Raw genomic sequence first — 22,296 nt, 5'->3', positions numbered from 1 at the left:
AACAATTGCACGCCCAGCATTAAGCTGGGCGCTAGCGAATAAAACACAAAAATGGAGCGGAAACGCCTCTACAAGTATTTCGGCAGCTCGCTCGCTAGTGCGGCCATCGTAAACACTGGAAGAGCCGCGGAAAGGCTATCTATCCGATCGAGGATGCCACCGTGCCCCGGTAACATATGACTACTGTCCTTAATCCCTCTGTGCCTCTTAAACATGCTCTCCACCAGGTCCCCAATAACTGAAGCCAGTGCAGTAACCAAGACACCAAAAGTGAACAAGACAGTATTTTTCAGTGGAAGCTCAAATAGGTAGGAAGTTACGAGGGCCAAAATCAAGCAAGCACCCAAGCCACCGAAAAAGCCCTCCCAGGACTTGCCCGGACTAACTTCTCTAGCCAGCTTCCGCTTACCAAACTTGCGGCCGACAAAATAAGCACCGACATCCGCCGCTGCAACGATCGCCACCACATAAAGAACCAGCCAGGCTCCGTGATCCAAGCCCCGCAAAACTACCAGTGACAACCAGGTTGGAACTAACACAACAAGGCCTATCAGGCCGCGTACCCACCGGTTGCCCCACAGAGCAGCACTGGACGGGTAGCTCTGCACCCACAAGAAAGCGAGCGCCCACCAACCACAGGCCACGGCCAGAATCTGGCGGCCGCGATCGATATCTGGATCATCAAAATTCATTGAAAAGACGTATTGAGCCGTGACCATTAGGGTTAACCCTAATGCGGCCAAAAAAACGAAGCGCAAGGCTCGATTCAAATTCGAGAGGTTGGCCCACTCCCAGCCCGCCAGCAAGATAACCGCCACAAATATCAGTGAAAACCACTGCATTGGAAGTAAAAACAATACCCCCATAAACAGTGCCAATAGCACCAAAGCAGTAATTATTCTTTGTTTTAGCACCGCAAACCCCTTTGTTAGTAACTTGACCACTCTGTCTGGATACTCTGTACAGATCAAGAGCGTGTCGGCAAAGATTTCCAACCAATTTGTATCGCAAGCCTGGCGCCGCAGACTTGCCCGGATCACGCCTGAGCGATCGCGTCATCCCCCTCCGCGCGACCGCCGAAGCGGCGATCACGTAACTCATATTCTGCGATAGCCTTATCCAGTTCGACTTCGTCAAAGTCGGGCCAAAGCGTATCAGTAAAATAGAATTCACTGTAAGCGGCCTGCCAGAGGATAAAGTTGCTAATACGCTGCTCACCGCTGGAGCGGATCAAAAGGTCTACCGGTGGCAGATCTTGAAGCCGTACGTACTTACCAAGTACATCCTCAGTAATCGACTCTGGGGAGCGCGTACCATCGGCAACCTCTTGAGCCAATCTACGGGCCGCCTGGGCAATATCCCAGCGCCCGCCGTAATCAGCCGCAATTATCAGGTCGCCCTCAGTCCCTGCGCGGGTGATATCTTCCGCTTCGGCTATAGCGCGCTGCAAGCGAGGAGAGAATCGGTCCCGTCGACCAATAACTCTCAGGCGAACCCCCTCCTCCCGCATCCGCCGGGCCTCTTTGCGCAAATAGGAATTAAACAGGCTCATCAGCAGCTCGACCTCCTTCGGAGGGCGCTGCCAATTCTCGCTGGAGAAGGCGAACAGAGTAAGCGCTTTAACGCCGCGGGCTTTACAAGCTGAAAGCAGGTCGCGGATACGCTCGACACCGGCCTTGTGGCCGGCTGAAGGGGAAAGGCCCTTTCGGGCAGCCCAGCGCCCATTGCCATCCATAATAATGGCGATGTGACGTGGGCCGGGAGCATGTAGCTCGGTACCACCGATGCTCATTAAATTTCCATCAGGTCTTTTTCTTTCGCTGCCAGTGCTTTGTCCACATCAGCGACAAACTGATCGGTAATTTTCTGAATGTCGTCACTTGCGCGACGCTCATCGTCCTCAGAAATTTCCTTGTCCTTGACCAGTGACTTCACGTCCGCCAGCGCATCGCGACGAATATTGCGAATGGAAACCCGCGCCGTCTCTGCCTCACTTTTTGCCTGGCGAGTGAAGTTCTTGCGGGTCTCTTCGGTCAGCATAGGCATTGGAATACGGATAACCGCACCAGCTGTGCTGGGATTGAGGCCCAAATCGGACTTCATAATGGCCTTTTCGATATCCGGGACCAGGTTTTTCTCCCAGGGAGTTACGGAAAGAGTGCGCGCATCCTCAACAGTAACATTGGCAACCTGAGATAACGGAGTATCAGAACCGTAATAGGAGACGTGGATGCCATCGAGAATACTCGGGTGTGCACGGCCGGTGCGAATCTTGTTGAAATTTCCAGCCAGGGCATCAAGTGCCTTACCCATACGAGCTTTCGCGTCTGTTTTTATATCTTCAATCACGATTTCACTTCCTCTTCAATTAAGGTGCCTTCCACGCCGCCAACCACAATATTTAACAGCGCTCCGCTTTTATCCATGCGGAATACACGTACAGGCATATTGTGTTCGCGACACAGGCAGATAGCGGTCAAATCCATCACGCCGAGCTTCTTGTCGAGAACCTCATCGTAAGTCAACTGGTCATAGCGAGTTGCTGTCGGGTCGAGTTTGGGATCAGCAGAGTAGACGCCATCGACCTTGGTCGCCTTCAAAACCAATTCGGCTTCAATTTCGATACCGCGCAGACAAGCTGCAGAATCAGTGGTAAAGAAAGGGTTGCCGGTACCGGCAGCAAAAATCAGAACTTCGCCACGCTCCAGGTAGCGAATAGCCGCACGGCGATCGTAGTGATCGACAATACCGCTCATTTGAATCGAAGACATCACTCTCGAGGAGATGTCAGATCTTTCCAGGGCATCGCGCAGTGCCAGGGCGTTCATTACCGTGGCCAGCATTCCCATGTGATCACCGGTCACACGGTCGAGACCTGCAGCGCTCAACGCAGCCCCACGGAACAGGTTGCCGCCGCCAACAACCAAACCCACCTGGACCCCAATACCGACCAGCTGCCCAATCTCCAGGGCCATTTTGTCCAGCACCTTGGGACTGATACCGAAACCCTGATCACCCATCAGCTCTTCGCCGCTGAGCTTTAACAAAATTCTCTTATACTTGCGGTCTTTAATACCGGGCATTCGTTAGTCCCCTTCAATGTACCTGTTAGTGGCCAGGCCTTGCCGCTGAACATTACAACAATTTCAGTCATTTACACAGAGGGGTGCTCCACTGTGGGTAAGAAACCCCAGCGGAAGCACCCCACTGCGATTGAGCGCCCGAGGGCACCCAATAATATGCGATTAAGAAGAGGACTTAACCTGGGCCGCAACTTCCGCTGCGAAATCCACCTCTTCCTTCTCGATACCTTCACCCACTTCGTAGCGAACAAAGGAAACCACATCGGCACCGGCATCTTTAACCAGTTTGCCAATGCTTACGTCCGGGTTCTTAACAAAAGGCTGCTCTACCAAGCTGTTCTCTTTCAGGAACTTCTTGATGCGGCCACCCATCATTTTCTCTACGATTTCAGCCGGCTTGCCTTCCATATCCGGCTGAGCCTTGATGATGTCCTTTTCTTTTTCCAGGACGTCAGCAGGCATATCTTCCGGCTTGTTCACCTGCGGGTTAACCGCAGTCACGTGCATGGCAACATCTTTGGCCAGCTCGATCTCTCCACCGCTCAGAGCTACCAGGGCAGCGATGCGGTTGTTGGAGTGAACGTAAGCACCTACAACTGGGGCTTCAACCAGCTCGATACGACGCACGCCGATGTTCTCACCGATTTTCTGAACCAGTGCTTCACGAGCAGTTTCCAGCTCGCCTTCCATCAGGGCAGCTACGTCTTGCTGGCGATCGGCAAATGCCTTCTCCACAACCTTGGCAACAAACGCCTGGAAGTTTTCATCGCGAGCAACGAAGTCAGTCTCGGAGTTCACTTCAACCAGTACGCCGTAGCTGCCGTCTTCTGCAACTTTAGCGGCAACAACGCCGTCAGCAGCGGTGCGGCCAGCTTTCTTAGCGGCCTTCAGGCCGGAGGCTTTGCGCAGGTCTTCAATCGCCTTTTCGATGTCGCCATCAGCAGCCGTCAGAGCTTTCTTACACTCCATCATCGGCAGGCCGGTACGCTCGCGCAGTTCTTTTACCATAGACGCGGTAATCGCCATGATTCAATCCTCGGGGTTCTGTCACTAAAAATTAGAAAAAAGGGGCCGTAATTCGGGCCCCTTTTTGAGTTCGCAGTGTAAAACGACTGTGTTACACCACTTAGCCCTGCAAATTACTCTGCAGCGGCTTCGTCATCGTTAGCTTCGACGTACTCGTCCTTCGCAACGGTGTTACCAGCTTCTGCAGCGCCAGCAAGTACTGCGTCGGCTACAGCTGTGGTGTACAGCTTGATTGCGCGGATAGCGTCGTCGTTACCGGGGATCACGTAATCAACACCAGCGGGATCGCTGTTGGTGTCGACAACACCGATTACGGGGATACCCAGCTTGTTAGCTTCCTGGATAGCAATGCGCTCGTGCTCAACGTCGATTACGAAGATCGCGTCAGGCAGGCCACCCATATCCTTGATACCACCGATGGAGCGCTCAAGCTTATCCATGGCACGGGTACGCATCAGAGCTTCTTTCTTGGTCAGCTTCTCGAAAGTACCGTCCTGAGACTGGGCTTCCAGCTCACGGAAACGCTTGATGGAAGCGCGGATGGTTTTGTAGTTGGTGAGCATACCACCCAGCCAGCGGTTGCTGACGTAAGGCTGGCCACAACGCTCTGCCTGCTCTTTGATAGACTTCTGTGCAGCACGCTTGGTGCCAACAAACATAATCTTTTTCTTTTGAGCAGTCATGCCCTTGATGATCTGCAGGGCTTCGTTGAAAGCCGGTACAGTGTGCTCAAGGTTGATGATGTGAATCTTGTTGCGGGCACCAAAGATGAATTGACCCATCTTCGGGTTCCAGTAGCGGGTCTGGTGACCAAAGTGAACACCAGCCTGCAGCATATCGCGCATACTTACTTGCGGCATAATAAACCTCTATATATACGGGTTAGTCCTCCACGTATCCCATGCGTCAACCCCTTTCAGAGCACCCAGACACATGTGTCGATGCGTGTGCGGCTTTTACTCGCCCAGGGAGTATCCCCAGGCGGCGCGCTTTATACCACAAGTGCACCTCATAGTGAAGAATTGGCACCGATTTCGCGCAAATGATCACGCCTCAATGCTATTGGCGGGACACCTGGGCCATCCTTGCGCCAATAGCGGCAAAATGTGTCCTACAGCCAGCAATCCGCTACAATAGCCCGCCTCTTGGGCGCTACCCGCCCCAACCCAGAAACAAAGGATACGCATGACCTCAGCCATTAAGACCCCAGAACAAATCGCCAAGATGCGCACCGCAGGCCGCCTCGCCGCAGAGGTGCTGGAAATGATTGGCGAGTATGTCGTTCCAGGAGTCACTACCGAAGAACTGGATCGACGCTGCCACGAACACATCGTGAAGGTACAAAAGGCGATCCCGGCCTGCCTCGGTTATCGCGGCTTCCCAAAATCTATATGCACTTCCGTCAACGAAGTGGTGTGTCACGGTATCCCCTCCGAGAGCAAAATTCTCAAGAAGGGCGACATCATTAATATCGATGTGACCGTTATCAAAGATGGCTGGTACGGTGACACCAGCAAGATGTTCTTTGCCGGCAAGCCCGCCGCCCACGCTGAACGTTTGGTACAAATCACCCAGGAGTGCATGTACAAGGCCATCGAAATTGTCCGCCCCGGCACCACCCTCGGCGATATTGGCCACGTCATCCAGCAGCACGCTGAGAAAAACTATTACTCAGTGGTACGCGACTTCTGCGGACACGGCATCGGCGATGTCTTCCATGAAGACCCACAAATTCTTCACTACGGTCAGCCGGGAACTGGTGAAGTGCTCAAAGAGGGCATGACCTTCACCATTGAACCCATGATTAACGCAGGCAAAGCGGCCACACGAGTGTTGGGAGATGGCTGGACTGCAGTAACCAAGGACCGCCGTCTCTCCGCCCAATGGGAACACACCATGGCAGTGACTAGCGACGGGGTAGAAGTACTCACAGCGCGTAGCGAGGAGAACTTCTAAAGCCGTACTGACAGTGCCGCGAGGAATAATTGCAATACTCGCGGCACCACAGTAGCGAATCTCCGCAAACCGAACCCAAGCCGCCCCGCCTGCGGCAGCCCAAGAGCCAAACGGACTTCCCATGCAGCCGGTCAGCCCTCCCTACTTTGAACGCCCCCTGTTTTTCTTTGATCAGTCTCGTTTTCGCAGGGATTTAAGCTCCGGCGACAAACCCACTCTGGAGATATTCAAAGATGCTGTCGGCGCAGCCGAACGGCAAATGGCAGAGCGCTTTCGCGAGGGAGAGGACGTTGTCACACTGGTACACGAGCGCGCCCTGTTTGTGGACTGCCTTCTGCATTACGCCTGGCACCAGTTCGAGTGGAGGGGCGGTATCGGGCTTCTCGCTGTGGGCGGATACGGGCGCGGAGAGCTGCACCCCCACTCCGATATCGATTTACTCATCCTCTCCAGCGATCACCCAACCCCGGATACCATCGACAACATAGAGCGCCTGGTAGCCTTTTTATGGGACCTGGGCTTGGATATCGGCCACTCTGTACGAAACATCGAGGAGTGCCTGGAGTTGGCCGCGAAGGACATCACCGTGGCCACCAACCTCACCGAATCCCGCACAGTTGTCGGCGACAGCACTGTTGGCGAGCAACTAACTGCACAAATGGAACACAAAAGGCTATGGCCTACCGAAGAATTCTTCAAAGCCAAGCTCGCCGAACAGAAAAAGCGGCACAGCAATCAGCAGGCTGCTGAATATATTCTTGAGCCCAATATTAAGAACTCTCCCGGGGGCCTGAGGGATATCCAGACTATTGCCTGGGTTGCCAAATATTTTTTCCAAGTGCGCACCCTGAAGCAACTGCAGGGAAAGGCATTTTTTACCGAGGAAGAGTTCGCCATATTACAGTCCGGGGAAACCTTCCTCTGGCGTGTGCGCTACGGCTTGCACCTGCTCGCCGGCCGCGCGGAAGAGCGACTGCTGTTTGACTACCAGCGAGAACTGGCGAAGCAATTTGGTTATGTAGATAGCGACACCCAGCTCGCCGTTGAGCAATTTATGCACAACTACTACCGCATCGTGATGGCACTGCAGGAATTGAACGATGTACTTCTCCAATATCTCGGCGAAGCCATCCTTCAGCGCAAAGGCAGCCAGCTGGTCATTCCGCTAAATGAGCGATTCCAACTGCGCGACGGCAATATTGAGGTTACCCACCCCCAGGTATTTAACCAGGAGCCCTCGGCCCTGCTAGAGATCTTCGTGCTGATGGCCAACAACCCGGATATTAGCGGAGTACGGGCTTCCACCATCCGCCTGATTCGCGAACACCGACACCTGATCGACGACCAGTTCCGCGCAGATCCGAAAAATACCCAGTTGTTTATGCAGCTGCTTCGCTCACCCCGGGGCTTGTCGACCCAGCTTTCTCGAATGACCCGCTACCGCATTCTCGGGCGATACCTACCAGAATTTGGGCAGGTAACCGGGCAAATGCAGCACGACTTATTCCATATCTACACCGTGGATGCCCACACCTTGCAAGTTGTGCGCAATATGCGCAGCTTCCGGAGCCCCGAGGCGCGGGAAAAATTCCCGATTGCAGCGGAAATTCTCGAGCGCATGCGCCAACCGGAACTGCTGTATATCGCCGGCCTCTACCACGATATCGCCAAAGGGCGCGGTGGCGACCACTCCAAGCTGGGCGTTGTGGATGCGACGGAATTCTGCCAGCGCCATCACCTGCCCGCCCGCGACCGGCGTCTGGTTTGCTGGCTGGTAGAAAAGCATCTATTGATGAGCCAGGTTTCACAGAAGCAGGACATCAGTGATCCCGAAGTCGTGCACGCTTTCGCCCGCGAGATGGGTGACCGCGAACACCTGGACTACCTGTACGCCCTCACAGTCGCAGATATCAATGCCACCAACCCGGAGCTCTGGAACAGCTGGCGGGCCAGCTTGATGCGCCAGCTCTACCAGGCCACCCGGCACGCCCTGCGCCGAGGCCTGGAAAACCCCATCGACCGGGAAGAAATCATCGAGGAAACCCGCTGCCAGGCAATGGAAAAACTGGACGCTATGGGACTTCCGCAAGTTTCGGTGGAAAATATCTGGGCGCAAATGGGGGATGATTATTTTGTTCGCGAGACCGCTGACAATATCACCTGGCACACTTCGGCCATCCACGATCTGCACAGCAGCCCCGACACCAGCCAAAAAGACACCCTGGTTTTAACGCGAAACTCGGGGCCCGGCGAGCACGATGGCGCTACCCAGGTTTTTGTCTACACGCCTGATAGAGCCAACGTATTTGCCGCAGCGGTTACCGGGCTGGATATGCTCAACCTGAACGTTCACGATGCGCGCCTGTACAATTCTGCCTCCGGTTATACGCTGGATACTTTTTACGTGCTGGATGAAGCGGGCCAACCGCTACTGGACGAACCCCAGCGCCTAGCGCAGATTCGCGACACACTACAGCAGGAATTAGCCCTGGTTGAGGACTACTCAAAGATCATTCAGCGACGTACGCCCCGCCGTCTTAAAATGTTTGAATTGAAAAGCCAGGCTCATCTCTCCACTGAACCCGGCGATCATTACAGCACCCTGGAAATTACCAGTGCCGACAGACCCGGCTTGCTGGCCCGCATCGCGCGAATTTTTATTTCCCACGATCTGCGCCTGCACAATGCAAAAATTTCGACACTCGGCGAACGAGTCGAAGATATTTTTCACATTACCGATGCCGAGGGATCACCACTTACCGACATCGAGGCCAACGGCGCACTGGAAAAAGCCATTTGCCTGGAACTGAACAACCAAGAAGCCTAACAGAAAAAAAGCCCGAGGCCCGCTCACGACCATGAACCCAAATCTGGAACAGCTGCAGCCCTATCCATTTACCAAGCTGCAAGCCCTGAAAGAGGGCCTCCAAGCGGCGGACAAGCCGCATATTGCACTATCCATCGGTGAGCCCAAGCATGCGCCACCGGAGTTTGTCAGTGCCGAGCTTGTTCGACACCTGGACAAGCTTGCCGCCTACCCACTGACCAAGGGAATAGAGCCCCTGCGGCAGGCGATCGCCGACTGGCTGAGCCGGCGCTTTCAGCTCTCCAATGTGAGCGCAGATAACCAGGTGCTGCCGGTCAACGGGACCCGAGAAGCACTTTTTGCATTCGCCCAGGCGACCGTTTCCGCAGGCAGCAAAGTCCTGATGCCCAACCCCTTCTACCAGATCTATGAGGGCGCGGCCCTTCTCGCCGGGGCGCAGCCGCACTTTATTAACTGTGTGGCAGAAAACCAATTCAAACCAGATTTCACCTCGGTGCCGGAATCCGTATGGCAGCAATGCGAATTGCTTTACCTCTGCTCTCCCGGCAACCCCACCGGCGCCCTTCTCGAAATTGAAGATTTCAAACAGCTGATAGAGAAGGCAGATCGCTACGATTTCACCATCGCCTCCGATGAGTGTTATTCGGAGCTGTATTTTGACGAGTCATCACCGCCGACAGGGCTATTACAGGCCTGTGAGGAAATCGGGCGAACAGACTTTCGCCGCTGTGTAGTATTCCACAGCCTATCAAAGCGCTCTAATCTACCCGGGCTTCGTTCGGGCTTCGTCGCCGGTGATGCCGATCTGCTGCAAAAGTTTTTGCTCTATCGAACTTACCACGGCTGCGCCATGCCGCTGCCCAATCAATATGCTTCGATCGCAGCCTGGCAGGATGAGGAACACGTCCGCCAGAATCGCGCGCTTTACAGTGAAAAGTTTTCTTCAGTTCTCGAAATTCTCGACGGCTGCCTAGAGGTACAACAGCCACAGGCAAGCTTTTATCTATGGCCCAAGGTCGAGGATGGTGAGCGTTTTGCTAGGGAACTCTATGAGGCGCAAAATATCACGGTACTTCCCGGTGCATTTCTCGCCCGCGATAGCATCGGCTTGAACCCCGGTCGCGAGTATGTGCGTCTGGCACTGGTAGCGACACTGCAAGAGTGCATCGACGCTGCGCACCGCATAAAGGCATTTTGCAGGTAAGGCCAACTCACTTTTCAAGAACAACTGACAACTCGAGCACATACAGGAACCCCACGCCCAGGCATACCTTAACAATGGCAGTAAAAAATCTACTCAAGCAAGAGCGCGTCACTTATATTTTGCAGCGCCTGGAGGAACTCTACCCGGAAACTCCCGTTCCTCTCGATCACAAAGACTCCTATACCCTGTTGGTTGCGGTACTCCTATCCGCTCAATGCACCGATGAGCGGGTCAACCAGATAACCCCTGCGCTCTGGCAGCTGGCAGACAACCCCAGGGATATGGCGCAGGTCCCAGTAGAGGAGATCCAAAAAGTCATTCGCCCCTGTGGCCTCTCACCGCAAAAATCCAAAGCCATCAGCAAGCTCTCGCAGATCCTGATCAACGAATACCATGGCGAAGTGCCCGAGAATATGGCCGCGCTGGAGACCCTGCCCGGGGTCGGACACAAGACGGCGAGCGTGGTTATGTCACAGGCTTTTGGGCACCCGGCGTTTCCCGTCGATACCCACATTCACAGATTGGCCCAGCGCTGGGGCCTGACGAATGGCAAAAATGTCACCCAGACGGAAAAAGACTTGAAGCGACTGTTCCCAAGAGACAAGTGGAATAAATTGCACCTGCAGATTATTTTCTACGGTCGCGAGTTCTGCTCTGCGCGGGGCTGCGACGGCACCGTCTGTGAAATCTGCACAACCTGCTACCCCAACCGTAAAAACCCCAAGAAAACCAAAAAGGCGTAACCGTGATTACTCTGTACGGCATTAAAAACTGTGACACCGTAAAAAAAGCCCGCAAATGGCTGGAGAAAAATGGAGTCGATTATCGCTTTCACGATTTTCGCGTAGACGGCATGGAAGATGTCCCCCTTCAAGCATGGCTGGATAAATTTGGCTGGCAAGAGGTCCTAAATCGCCGCTCAACGAGCTGGCGTGAACTGAGCGATGAACAGAAAAACGAAATGGACAATGCACTCGCCTTAGATCTGGCCAGTGCGACCCCTACCTTAATCAAACGCCCGGTCACCACCACCTCAAAGGAAACCCTTTTCGGTTTTAAAGAGGCGACCTTCGAACAACTGCAAAGCTAGTCGAATTAGGAGATAACCACCATGAGCAATATTTACAGCATCGGTTTTGGTGTCGGCACCTGTAACAGCAAGGGCGACTGGCTCGAAGTTTACTATCCCAAACCCCTGTTTAAACCCAGTGCAGAAATCGCTAACGCGGTTACTGAAACGCTCGGCGTGGCAGAGGGAAATCACAGCCTGCCTCTGGACTCCACCCAGCTACAGAAATTAGCCGATGCTCTCCACAGTGCAGGCGCCGCTGACCAGGCGGAAATCCTGCAGCAATTTGCCAATTCCCAAAGACCACTCGCAGTAGTTATTTTGGCTACTGACGAAGCCCCGCAGTCAGTGCCCGAGGCCTACCTGAAGCTACATCTTCTATCCCACCGTCTGGTAAAACCCCATGAGACCAAACTCGATGGTATTTTTGGCAAGCTGGTTAATGTCGCTTGGACCAACCAGGGGGCCATCGATCTCGAGGAATTACCGCAGCGACAACTGGATGCAAGGCTCAAAGGTGAGTACCTGGATGTCTCCTGCGTGGATAAATTCCCCAAAATGACCAACTACGTAGTACCGGCTGGGGTTCGTATCGCACACACCGCTCGAGTGCGCCTGGGCGCATACCTTGGGGAAGGCACCACAATCATGCACGAGGGCTTTGTTAACTTTAATGCTGGCACCGAAGGGCCCGGCATGATTGAAGGCCGTATTTCCGCCGGGGTATTTGTCGGCGCCGGTTCCGATCTCGGTGGCAGCAGCTCCACCATGGGCACGCTTTCCGGCGGCGGGAATATCGTTATCTCGGTAGGCGATAACTGCCTACTCGGCGCTAATGCCGGCATCGGCATTCCCCTTGGCGACCGCTGCACAGTAGAAGCTGGGCTCTACATTACCGCTGGAACTAAAATCGCCCTGCTCGATGACAGCGGCAAGCTGGTAGAGCACATCAAGGCCAGAGACCTGGCCGGAAAATCCGATTTACTATTCCGCCGTAACTCCACTAATGGTGCAGTGGAATGTCTCACCAACAAGAGTGCTATCGAGCTCAATGAAGCTCTACACAGCAATTAAAATTGCACAGTGCGGAACTTCAGTTCCGCACTGCTGCATCCCACCCCTCTAGCCGCCTCTTTGCGGCCCATCTCCCTATACAAGGAAAGCCCAAGTGACTCCCACCCTCCAACTCGCTTTCGACCTGATTCGCCGCCGCTCTGTCACCCCCGAAGATGCGGGGTGTATGGACCTTATGATCCAGCGCCTGGAAAAAATAGGATTCCAGGTAACAAAATTGCGCAGAGGTGACACCGATAATTTTTGGGCAGTACGCGATGGCTCTAGTGAAGGCTCCCTGCTCGCCTTTGCCGGACACACCGATGTCGTACCCACAGGCCCAGAAGAAAACTGGAGCTGCCCCCCGTTCGAGCCTGAAATTCGCGACGGTTTTCTATATGGCCGCGGTGCGGCGGACATGAAGGGTTCCCTGGCAGCCATGGTGGTTGCCTGTGAGGAGTTCATTGCGGCACACCCAGACCACATTGGTCGCATAGCATTTCTGATCACCAGCGACGAAGAGGGCCCCGCAACAAACGGCACCGTTAAGGTTGTCGAGTGGCTCGAGGAGCAGAGAGAAAAGATTGACTGCTGTATCGTCGGCGAGCCATCCAGTAGTGAACGGGTTGGCGATATTATAAAAAATGGGCGCAGGGGCTCACTCGGCCTGGAACTAAAAGTTCTCGGCACCCAAGGCCATGTAGCCTACCCTCACCTGGCCGAGAATCCGATACATACCCTGGCCCCTGCTCTCGCCGAGCTCGCTGCCGAAGAGTGGGACCAGGGGAATGAATTCTTCCCCGCAACCAGCTTCCAGGTTTCCAATATCAATGGCGGCACCGGCGCAACCAATGTTATTCCCGGCGAAGTGGATTTACTCTGCAACTGGCGTTTTTCCACTGAATTAACAGCCGAAGACCTTGAGACTCGGGCCCGCGCAATCCTGGATAAGCACAACCTCAAGTACGAGGCGAATTTTAAATTATCCGGATTGCCTTTTCTCACTGCCGCAGGCCCACTGGTTCAGGCAACCCAGCAGGCAATTCTCACCATCACCGGGGAAAAAACGGAGCTATCGACCGCCGGCGGCACTTCCGATGGCCGCTTTATTGCCCCTACCGGAGCCCAGGTCGTAGAACTGGGACCGGTAAATGCCACTATCCATAAAGTGGACGAAAGGGTTGAGGCCGACCACCTGGATATCCTCAAAGATATTTATCGGGAAGTCTTAAAAGAGCTACTCACTTAAATTAATCCGCCCCCCTAGAAGCTCGAAAAGGGCGAAAGCTCAAAGTATTCTTTTGCGAGGCCCCAGTTTTCATGGCTGGGGCAGCAAAACTTCTGCAGGTTTATCTGGCCAAAAACTGGCTACCTCTTGAATATTACTATTCAGCGTATTTACCAACTCTGCCAATACAAGCCCCCCATTGCTCTAGACCGTGCGCGGTGGCTCGGGCCGACACAATTTATCGAGAGCTACATCTATCGCCAAGTTGGTTTAGACTACTAAATGAGTTGCGGCAGAGATACTTAGTGAATCGCGCCGACGACCACCAACCGCTCACTGATTCTCGAGTCGCGCGGCTCCTGCCACCATCTCGAGCCCTCGAGAAAGACGCCATGAAAAGCGTAATCAAGTTGGACCCGCACAACCCAAGTGGCAAAGGCCTTGAGTCCTGGGCTGTCATCCCCCCCTTTTTTCTTACCGGCCCGACACCTATCCAGCGAGGGTATAAAGCCTTTGAGCGCAACGGCCTCTGCACTGGGACATGGGATTGCTCTGGCGGAAGCAGCACGGGGCTCAATCCCTATCCACTCTTTGAGTTTATGCTTCTGATCGAGGGCCACGTCGGCATTATCGACGAAACAGGACACAAAGAAGTTATCTCTGCTGGAGAGCCGTTTTTCCTCCCGCAAGGCCTTAATTGCGCATGGGACATGCCGGTATACTACCGCAAGTACTTTATCAATTTATTCAATGATGAGTATCCTGCAGAGACTGATCCATCTAAGCTGAGAGTCGTGCGCCCGCTTCCAAATATTTCAGAAGACGACTGCAGAGAGACCAGTCTCAGCGCTCTAGAGCCACACCAGGCCCGGCATCTGGCATACGAGTCTGGTGATGGCAGGATCCAGGTCGGCACATTAATATCCGGCCCTTGTCGTTGCGATATCACAGATTTCAGTCGGAGCGAGCTGATATGTATGCTGGAGGGGTCGGTACGGGTCACAACGTCAAACAGCGAAGAGACCTTCCACGCCGGCGACAGCTTCTTCCTACCATTGAATGCCCCGGTAGGGTGGCACGCCGACAAACCTTTTCGCGCATTCTTTTGCGCAGTCTGGCCCTGAGCATCAATGGATTACATCGATGACTGTCCTTATCTTTGGCGGCTCAGGAAACGTCGGCCGGGCCCTCATTCCGATCTTGTATGCGAGTGGGGCAAAGATCCGGGTCGCCACACGATCGACTGCCTATGCCGCAAGTCTCCCCGATGATATTGGTACAGTCATTGCCGATATGGACGACCCTCCCACCCTGAGGTCCGCATTTAAGGGAGTTGAGAGTATCTTTCTACTCATCGCAAATAGTCCCAAGGAGACCCATCAAGGCCTCTCCACACTGGCGATCGCCGCTGAATCACCCCCCAGACACATCGTTTATCTATCGAGCGATCTTGCAGTTCGCGCACCGATGATTCCCCATGCGGGTGGAAAATTCGCCATTGAAACAGCGCTGCGAGCAAGTGGGATCGCGCACACGATACTACGGCCCACCTACTTCGCTCAGAATGATCTTGTTCAGAAGGATGTGATCACTGCAGGTGCTTATGCAACGCCGTTGGGGCCCCACCCGGTTGCACGTATTGATATCCGTGATGTTGCGCTCGCAGCAGCGTCAGCACTCTTAGACATAAGGGCGAAGAACGAAGTATTTCTTTTGTCGAGTTTGGATGCCCCTAACGGCAATGAAACCGCCGCACTCTGGTCCATAGCACTTGGTCACGCCGTCATCTACCCTGACCTAACGCCGGAAGAATTTGCCAACAGCATCGAAACCATGGTGCCTCCGTGGCTGAATTTCGATCTTCTGGTCATGCATCGCTGGTTCAAAACAAACGGCCATCCAATCCATCAGGAAGATCTCGAGGCTCAGGCCGCACTTTTGCCGCAGGGCCCGCGAAGCTATCGAAGTTTCGTAGAGGAAACGGCCAACACATGGCAGAGTGAAACCTAAAGCCACCAAGTACCGTAGTTCACCTCCTTTTCAATACAGCCGCTATTATCGTAGTGGTAGGTCACCCTTTGTTCCGTTAGCCCAATACACACCCAGGTCCCATTAGTACCGTGCCCACCAGAATTGTGGTTACCGAATTAGAACCCGAAAAACTACTATTCACACAGTGTGACGAAATGGTTGGGATCGACCAGTTTGATACCCTCAAAGATATTTATCGGAAAGTATTAACATAGCTACTATTTCGATTAATCTGGCTTATTTTACAGGCTCAAAAAAGACGAAAGCACCAAGTTTAATTTTGATCTGCCCCGGCTTTCCTTTTTGAGAAAGTAAAACTCCAAAAGGTTTATCCGCCAAATAAACTGACTATCCCTTCAATACTACACTTCAGCGTATTTATCTCCTCTGTTGACACCCCTTCGGTATGCTGCATCTAATAATAAAAAGGAGCTCACGGACCATGGATAGGTTTATAAAGTTTATCGCTGCGGCAGTTATTGCAAGCCCGGCATTTTCCACCCACGCAAATACAAATGAACATTCACCCAATTTTAGCTACGAGGATATTTTCGACCTGGAGTACGCCAGCGACCCACAGTTTGGCACTAACGATAAAAATATTTATTACGTGCGCAACTCCCTGAACAAAATGGCAGATACCACAAGGGCAAACCTCTGGTATATCAGCGATGATGGCAAAGATCATCGCCCCTTAACTTCGGGAGATTTTCACGACCACTCGCCACATCTATCTCCAAATGGAAAAACCATTGCCTTTATCAGCGACAGGAGTGGAAAGCCCCAGATACATTTATTGTGGCTGGATAATGGTAAAAGTGAGCAAATTTCCCATCTACCCAAAGCCCCATCAAATATCCAGTGGTCACACGATGGTCAGCATATCGCCTTCACCATGTTCGTGCCCGAGAGCAAACCGCTGCCAGTGGAGCTTCCCACACCACCAGAAGGGGGCGAGTGGGAGGAAACACCTCAGTTTATCGACAAGAGCTTATATCGCATTGAGGGCCAGGGATACTTAGAGCAGGGCAATTCACAGGTTTTCATGATTTCCCGTGAAGGAGGTACTCCCCGCCAGCTCACCAGTGGGGACTACGAGCACAATAGCCAACTCAGCTGGGGCAAAAATAATAAGGCCATTTACTTTTCAGCAAATCGCCACCCAAATCATGAAATTGAACTGCTGGATTCAGAAATTTACAAGGTAAATATCGACGATGGGAATATTGAGCAAGTAACCGAAAGATTTGGCCCCGATTTTCAACCTCAAATCTCACCCGACGGAAAAAAGCTAGCATATTTAGGCTTTGAAGATCAGCGGTTTTCCTACCACCAAAACACTTTGCGAGTGATCGGCCTCGCTAGTGGAAAAAACCAGCTAATAAAAACTGCCAGCGATCGTAGCGTTTCCGATTTTCAGTGGCTCGCTGACAGTAAGCATATTGCTTACAGCTATGACGATCATGGCTCAACCAAAATTGCCATTAAGAAAATTGGCGGAAAGGAAACCTTGATAGCGGATGACGCCGGTGGACTGACACTAGGCGCGCCCTATAGTTTTTCAGATTTTGCTGTCTCCAAACATGGAAACGTAGTTTATACACAAACCACACCTCAAATTCCCGCAGAACTTGCAATTTCTCGTGGCGGCAAGATAAAAACTCTCACGGCGATCAACAGTGATTTGATACCTCTACGCAATATGGCCCATGTGGAAGAGATCAACTATAAATCCAGCTTCGATGGTCGCAATATCCAGGGCTGGATAGCCTACCCCCCAAATTTCGACCCCCAAAATAAATACCCCCTGTTACTTGAGATTCACGGTGGCCCACTATCTAACTACGGCCCGCGCTTTTCTGCCGAAATGCAACTATTTGCCGCCGCAGGCTATGTCGTGCTCTACACTAACCCTCGTGGCTCTACCAGCTACGGCAATGAGTTTGCCAACCTGATCCATCACAACTTCCCTAGCCAGGATTACGATGACCTAATGGCAGGTGTCGATGCAGTTATCGCCCAAGGCTATATCGATGAGGATCAATTATTTGTCACAGGTGGGAGTGCCGGCGGCACACTGACGGCCTGGATTATTGGTAAAACTGAACGATTCAGGGCTGCGGTAGTTGTCGCACCGGTAATCAATTGGGAGAGCTTTGTTCTAACTGCCGATTACTCCAAAATATTTACTCGCTACTGGTTTTCCGGGATGCCTTGGGAGGCCCCCGAGGAGTATCGACGCCGCTCTCCACTCACATATATTGGCAATGTCACTACACCGACCATGCTATTGACCGGAGAAAACGATTATCGCACCCCGATATCTGAGACCGAACAGTTTTACCAAGCACTAAAGTTAAATGATGTAGAGGCGGCTATGGTGCGCCTTCCAAACACATCCCATAACTTTTCCGATAGACCCAGCAAGAGAATCTCTAAAGTAGCTTCGACCCTCTACTGGTTTGATCAACACAAACCCGATAGAGAAAATGAAAGCGAGGACTTAGCAACCAACTAATTCAAAATTTTACAGGTATATTCGGCCAAATAACGGAGTAGCAGGTCAGCCATCCTGCTGCTCCATCACGGATTATCCCATCGAGCACACCAGTCAACGGATCACTCCCTTTACCCCCCCCTTCCTCAGGTATCCTCTAGGAAACAAGAAGGAGGAGCCTAAAGATCATGAACCGGCTAATAAAAATTGTCGCAGCGATGTTTATCGCCAGCCCTGCGCTCGCTGATAACCAACTACCCAATTTTAGTTACGAGGATGTATTTAACCTCGAATACGCGAGTAGCCCTCAGTTCAGCAGTGACGGGAAAAGTATTTATTACGTCCGCAACTCAATGAACAAAATGAAAGACGGCAAGCGCGCGAACCTTTGGCGTATCGGTACCGATGGCAAAGATCACCGCCCTCTGACCTCTGGGGACTACTCCGATTACTCCCCACAGCTATCCCCAGACGGGAAGACCATCGCTTTTATCAGCACCCGCAGTGGCAGCCCGCAGATCCACCTGCTGTGGTTAGATAATGGCCAAAATCTGCAGATTACTCACCTGCCAAAATCCCCCTCCAATATCCAGTGGTCACGGGATGGTAAGCAAATAGCTTTCACTATGTTCGTACCGGAAAGCAAACCTTTGCCAGTAAAGCTTCCCAGTGCCCCGGAAGGCGCAGAGTGGGCTAAGCCACCACAGTTTATCGACAGCAGCATTTATCGTTCAGATGGCATGGGCTATTTAAAGCAAGGGCATGTACAGGTTTTTGTGATCCCTCGAGAGGGCGGTACCCCTCGCCAGCTTACAGAAGGCGAGTACGATCACCACAGCAGTCTCGCCTGGAGTAAAAATAACGATGCAATTTACTTCTCAGCCAATCGCCATCCCGATCACGAAATCGAGCTGATGAACTCGGAAATTTACAAGGTAAGCCTAAAAAACGGCAGTATCGAGCAAATTACCGAACGTTATGGTCCCGACCATCACCCGCAGATGTCTCCAGATGGTACGAAGCTGGCCTATTTAGGTTTTGAGGATCAAAAGCTCGGATATCAACAACATGCTCTGCACATTCTGGATATCAATAGCGGGGAGTCCCGTAAAATAAAAACTGCCAAGGATCGCAGCATCTCCAACTTCCACTGGCTGGGCGATAGCAAGCGAATTGCCTATAGCTACGACGATCACGGCTCCACCAAAATTGCCATCAAGAAAATTGGTTCCAGCGAAACCCTAATGGCCAGCGACGCTGGAGGCCTTTCGCTGGGACGCCCATACTCCGGTGCCAATTTTGCAGTCTCCAAACGCGGGGACATCGCCTACACACAAACAACCCCTCAAAATCCCGCCGAACTGGCTCTAGCGCGCAACGGCAAAACCCAGGCACTCACCGAGCTCAATGGCGACCTGATGCCACTGCGCGAGATGGCAAATATTGAGGAGATCAACTACAAATCGAGCTTTGACGGCCGAGATGTTCAGGGCTGGGTCGCTTACCCACCCAATTTCGACCCCGAGAAGAAGTATCCCCTTCTATTGGAAATTCACGGTGGTCCCTTCTCTAATTACGGCCCCAGATTTGCCGCCGAAGTCCAATTATTTGCCGCTGCTGGTTATGTTGTTCTGTACACTAACCCCCGTGGCTCCACCAGCTACGGCCATGAATTTGCCAACTTAATTCACCATAACTACCCGAGCCAGGATTACGACGACCTGATTTCTGGCGTCGATGCAGTAATTGCTCAAGGTTATATTGATGAAGAGCAGCTTTTTGTTACAGGTGGCAGTGGTGGGGGTACACTGACAGCCTGGATTATTGGCAAAACCGATCGCTTCAGGGCTGCTGTTGTTGCCAAGCCTGTCATCAACTGGGAGAGCTTCGTTTTAACTGCTGATTATTCGAGGTTTTTTACTAGCTATTGGTTCTCAGGGATGCCCTGGGAGAAACCTGAGGAATACCGCCGTCGCTCACCGCTCACCTATGTCGGAAACGTTACCACTCCCACCATGCTCTTAACCGGGGAAGAGGACTACCGCACACCGATGTCAGAAACAGAACAGTTTTATCAAGCACTAAAACTTAATGACGTTGACGCTGCCATGGTTCGCATTCCAGGGGCATCCCACAGTATCGCTGCCAGGCCAAGTCAGTTAGTGGCAAAAGTTGCATCGATTCTATATTGGTTTGATCAGCACAAACCCGATAGGGAAAGTAAAGACTTAGCAAAAAACTAATCATTCGTACCAATTAATTTAACCCCCTCCTGGCGGGCTTTAAAGGCCCGCCCTAATTCACCACTATTTTCCACACTAAATCTAACGCATAATTATCCTTATAATTTACAAGGAGGAATTTATGCGCAGACTAATATTAGTTCTAATTCTCTGGCCTACATTTGTATTTTCCAGTACAGCACCCCTAGAAGATCTCATACGACATGCAAATATTGAAGATGTGAAAATATCTCCAGCGGGCTCCCACCTAGCAGTGAGAAAATTACACGAAGGTGAGCGTATATTGGTATTCATGTCTATTACCCCTCTAAAAATTACTGGTCTTTTACGTTTTAGAGGTAAGGAGGAGGTCGGTGATTTCTACTGGGCAAACAATGAAAGAGTAGTAGCTGAAGTAATGTCACGACAGTCAGCTCTGGAGACTCCTGTTTTTTACGGCTCACTTTATGCTATTAATTACGATGGCTCATTCGGGAAGAATATTTTTGGGCATCTTGCAGGCGAGAACCAAGTCGGATCCTTATTCAAAAAAGCTGAAACTACTCGTGCACATGCAAAAATTATCGATCCACTCCCTCAAAAAAAGAAAGAGATACTAATTTCCACGTACCCTTGGGCAAGGAACCAGGAATCCAGGGGTGAGGTTGCAAAACTCAACATATATACAGGGGTGAAAAAGCGTATTGCAAGGCTTCCACAAGTTGACGGGCGCGCTTACACTGACGGTGCAGGAAACCTTCTCTTCGCAGACGGCACTGACAAAAATAACAAATATCAATTATTTATCAGAGAAAAGAACGATTGGCACAGAATTAAAACTCCTCTGCTAAAATCTGGAACTCCAGTCGGTTTTGACACAGACACCGGCGAATCTTACTTAACCATCCCTCAAAAATCTCAAACCGAAGCCTTAGTAAAGTTAAAACCTGGATCTGAAGACTACTCTTTGGTTTTCCAGCATGAAAGATCAGATATACACGATATCATCTATTCCCCAGCCTCATATAAACCTTTAGGCGTTTATCTACAGCCAGACTACCCAACTGAACATTTTTTTGATGAGGATGACAGTTTTTCTTCACTATTTAGAGGATTGAAACAGGCGTTTCAGGGATTTCATGTAACGTTTACAAGCTTCACCGCCGATGGTTCTTTAGGTGTAATGAAGGTATACGGTGATCGCTTGCCAGGCGACTATTACTTGGTAAACCTGAAATCAACATCCGTTAATTTTTTAATATCTTCTGCTGAATGGCTAAAACCCGACCAGCTCAATCCAATGCTCGCTGGCAGCTTCACTACAGAGGACAATTTAGAAGTAGGAGTTTACCTCACCTTTCCACAGGGCTCTGAAAAATTAAACCCTATGGTTGTATTACCTCACGGCGGCCCTCATTCACGTGATTATTGGGGGTATGATCGCAATGCACAAATTCTGTCTCAAAATGGATATCTTGTACTTCAAGTTAACTTTCGTGGTTCCACTGGTTATGGCCAGGGGTTTTATTCAGCAGGACTCAGGGAGTGGGGAGGAAAAATTCAACAAGATATTGCCGACGCCGTTCATTGGGCCATAGGGAAAGGATATGCAGACCCTGATCGAATTTGCATCTATGGCGCTAGCTTTGGGGGTTATTCGGCTCTGATGAATCCTATCCGCAACCCTGATTTATACCAATGTGCTGTAGGTTATGTAGGCGTATACGATTTGGAGATGATGTACACAAAAGGGGATATTAAGAGAAGAGATCGCGGCGTTGCTTACCTTAAAAAGACACTTAGTAAAGATAAGGAGTTTCTAAAAGTCAACTCTCCTGTACACAATGCCGGCAAACTTAATTTACCAGTTTTCTTGATTCATGGAGAGGAAGACGAGCGAGCCCCCATTGAGCATGCAGAAATGCTAGTAAAGGAGTTTAGAAAAGAAAACAAACCGATTAAAACTCTATTTGTAAAAAATGAAGGACACGGCTTTTATACCGAAGAAAATAGAATGAAACTCTATACAGAACTATTAGAATTCCTGGATCAACATATTGGTGTTGGGGCTAGCGAAAAGCAATCTAGCGAAGGGTAAAG

At 51.6% G+C, this 22,296-nt stretch carries 18 protein-coding genes; 12 read left to right on the top strand and 6 right to left on the bottom strand.

What is annotated here, in order from left to right; genetic code table 11:
- Window positions 1-68 precede the first annotated feature (68 nt).
- From ACJJIR_RS05955 to rpsB, 6 genes are all read right to left on the bottom strand, one after another.
- On the bottom strand, window positions 69-914 hold the full coding sequence (locus tag ACJJIR_RS05955; RefSeq protein ID WP_413662816.1) for a phosphatidate cytidylyltransferase: 846 nt from the start codon (window positions 912-914) through the stop codon (window positions 69-71).
- Between the two features lie 122 nt (window positions 915-1,036).
- Window positions 1,037-1,792: a polyprenyl diphosphate synthase gene (uppS, locus tag ACJJIR_RS05950; protein WP_444907645.1), complete on the bottom strand. Its 756-nt coding sequence runs from the start codon at window positions 1,790-1,792 to the stop codon at window positions 1,037-1,039.
- The gene (gene frr, locus ACJJIR_RS05945; RefSeq protein ID WP_282933674.1) at window positions 1,792-2,349 is read right to left on the bottom strand and encodes a ribosome recycling factor; all 558 of its coding nucleotides are present in this window, start codon (window positions 2,347-2,349) and stop codon (window positions 1,792-1,794) included. Before frr ends, uppS begins: the two co-directional genes overlap by 1 nt.
- Window positions 2,346-3,083, bottom strand: coding sequence for a UMP kinase (pyrH, locus tag ACJJIR_RS05940; protein ID WP_282933675.1), 738 nt, complete (start codon window positions 3,081-3,083; stop codon window positions 2,346-2,348). Before pyrH ends, frr begins: the two co-directional genes overlap by 4 nt.
- A gap of 162 nt (window positions 3,084-3,245) precedes the next feature.
- Window positions 3,246-4,109, bottom strand: a complete 864-nt coding sequence (gene tsf / locus ACJJIR_RS05935; RefSeq protein ID WP_282933676.1) for a translation elongation factor Ts — start codon at window positions 4,107-4,109, stop codon at window positions 3,246-3,248.
- Between the two features lie 113 nt (window positions 4,110-4,222).
- The gene (gene rpsB / locus ACJJIR_RS05930) at window positions 4,223-4,969 is read right to left on the bottom strand and encodes a 30S ribosomal protein S2 (protein WP_282933677.1); all 747 of its coding nucleotides are present in this window, start codon (window positions 4,967-4,969) and stop codon (window positions 4,223-4,225) included.
- A gap of 325 nt (window positions 4,970-5,294) precedes the next feature.
- On the opposite strand from rpsB, the gene map reads away from it, so the two are divergent.
- From map to ACJJIR_RS05870, 12 genes are all read left to right on the top strand, one after another.
- On the top strand, window positions 5,295-6,065 hold the full coding sequence (gene map / locus ACJJIR_RS05925) for a type I methionyl aminopeptidase (protein WP_282933678.1): 771 nt from the start codon (window positions 5,295-5,297) through the stop codon (window positions 6,063-6,065).
- A 121-nt stretch (window positions 6,066-6,186) separates the two neighbouring features.
- Window positions 6,187-8,892 (top strand): [protein-PII] uridylyltransferase, encoded by a 2,706-nt coding sequence (locus ACJJIR_RS05920; RefSeq protein ID WP_444907644.1) that lies wholly within the window; start codon window positions 6,187-6,189, stop codon window positions 8,890-8,892.
- A 31-nt stretch (window positions 8,893-8,923) separates the two neighbouring features.
- Window positions 8,924-10,096, top strand: a complete 1,173-nt coding sequence (gene dapC, locus ACJJIR_RS05915) for a succinyldiaminopimelate transaminase (RefSeq protein WP_444907643.1) — start codon at window positions 8,924-8,926, stop codon at window positions 10,094-10,096.
- A gap of 74 nt (window positions 10,097-10,170) precedes the next feature.
- Window positions 10,171-10,839, top strand: coding sequence for an endonuclease III (gene nth / locus ACJJIR_RS05910; RefSeq protein ID WP_413662821.1), 669 nt, complete (start codon window positions 10,171-10,173; stop codon window positions 10,837-10,839).
- 2 nt (window positions 10,840-10,841) lie between these two features.
- The gene (locus ACJJIR_RS05905; protein WP_108734022.1) at window positions 10,842-11,186 is read left to right on the top strand and encodes an ArsC family reductase; all 345 of its coding nucleotides are present in this window, start codon (window positions 10,842-10,844) and stop codon (window positions 11,184-11,186) included.
- 21 nt (window positions 11,187-11,207) lie between these two features.
- On the top strand, window positions 11,208-12,239 hold the full coding sequence (dapD, locus tag ACJJIR_RS05900; RefSeq protein WP_444893179.1) for a 2,3,4,5-tetrahydropyridine-2,6-dicarboxylate N-succinyltransferase: 1,032 nt from the start codon (window positions 11,208-11,210) through the stop codon (window positions 12,237-12,239).
- 94 nt (window positions 12,240-12,333) lie between these two features.
- Entirely contained in the window at window positions 12,334-13,467 is a 1,134-nt protein-coding gene (gene dapE, locus ACJJIR_RS05895; protein WP_444907642.1) for a succinyl-diaminopimelate desuccinylase, read from the top strand.
- A gap of 371 nt (window positions 13,468-13,838) precedes the next feature.
- A complete protein-coding gene (locus ACJJIR_RS05890) occupies window positions 13,839-14,570 on the top strand; it encodes a cupin domain-containing protein (RefSeq protein WP_444907641.1) in 732 nt (243 codons plus the stop codon).
- A gap of 19 nt (window positions 14,571-14,589) precedes the next feature.
- On the top strand, window positions 14,590-15,456 hold the full coding sequence (locus ACJJIR_RS05885) for an SDR family oxidoreductase (RefSeq protein ID WP_444907640.1): 867 nt from the start codon (window positions 14,590-14,592) through the stop codon (window positions 15,454-15,456).
- Between the two features lie 463 nt (window positions 15,457-15,919).
- Complete coding sequence (locus ACJJIR_RS05880) at window positions 15,920-17,995, top strand: S9 family peptidase (protein WP_444907639.1); 2,076 nt, start codon at window positions 15,920-15,922, stop codon at window positions 17,993-17,995.
- Window positions 17,996-18,162: 167 nt separating this feature from the next.
- A complete protein-coding gene (locus ACJJIR_RS05875; protein WP_444907638.1) occupies window positions 18,163-20,217 on the top strand; it encodes a S9 family peptidase in 2,055 nt (684 codons plus the stop codon).
- Between the two features lie 121 nt (window positions 20,218-20,338).
- Window positions 20,339-22,294 (top strand): alpha/beta hydrolase family protein, encoded by a 1,956-nt coding sequence (locus ACJJIR_RS05870; RefSeq protein WP_444907637.1) that lies wholly within the window; start codon window positions 20,339-20,341, stop codon window positions 22,292-22,294.
- The last annotated feature ends 2 nt before the right edge of the window (window positions 22,295-22,296 follow it).

Source organism: Microbulbifer maximicatervae (SeqCode) (assembly GCF_052467385.1).
This window is presented reverse-complemented; position numbering and strand designations above follow the sequence as displayed.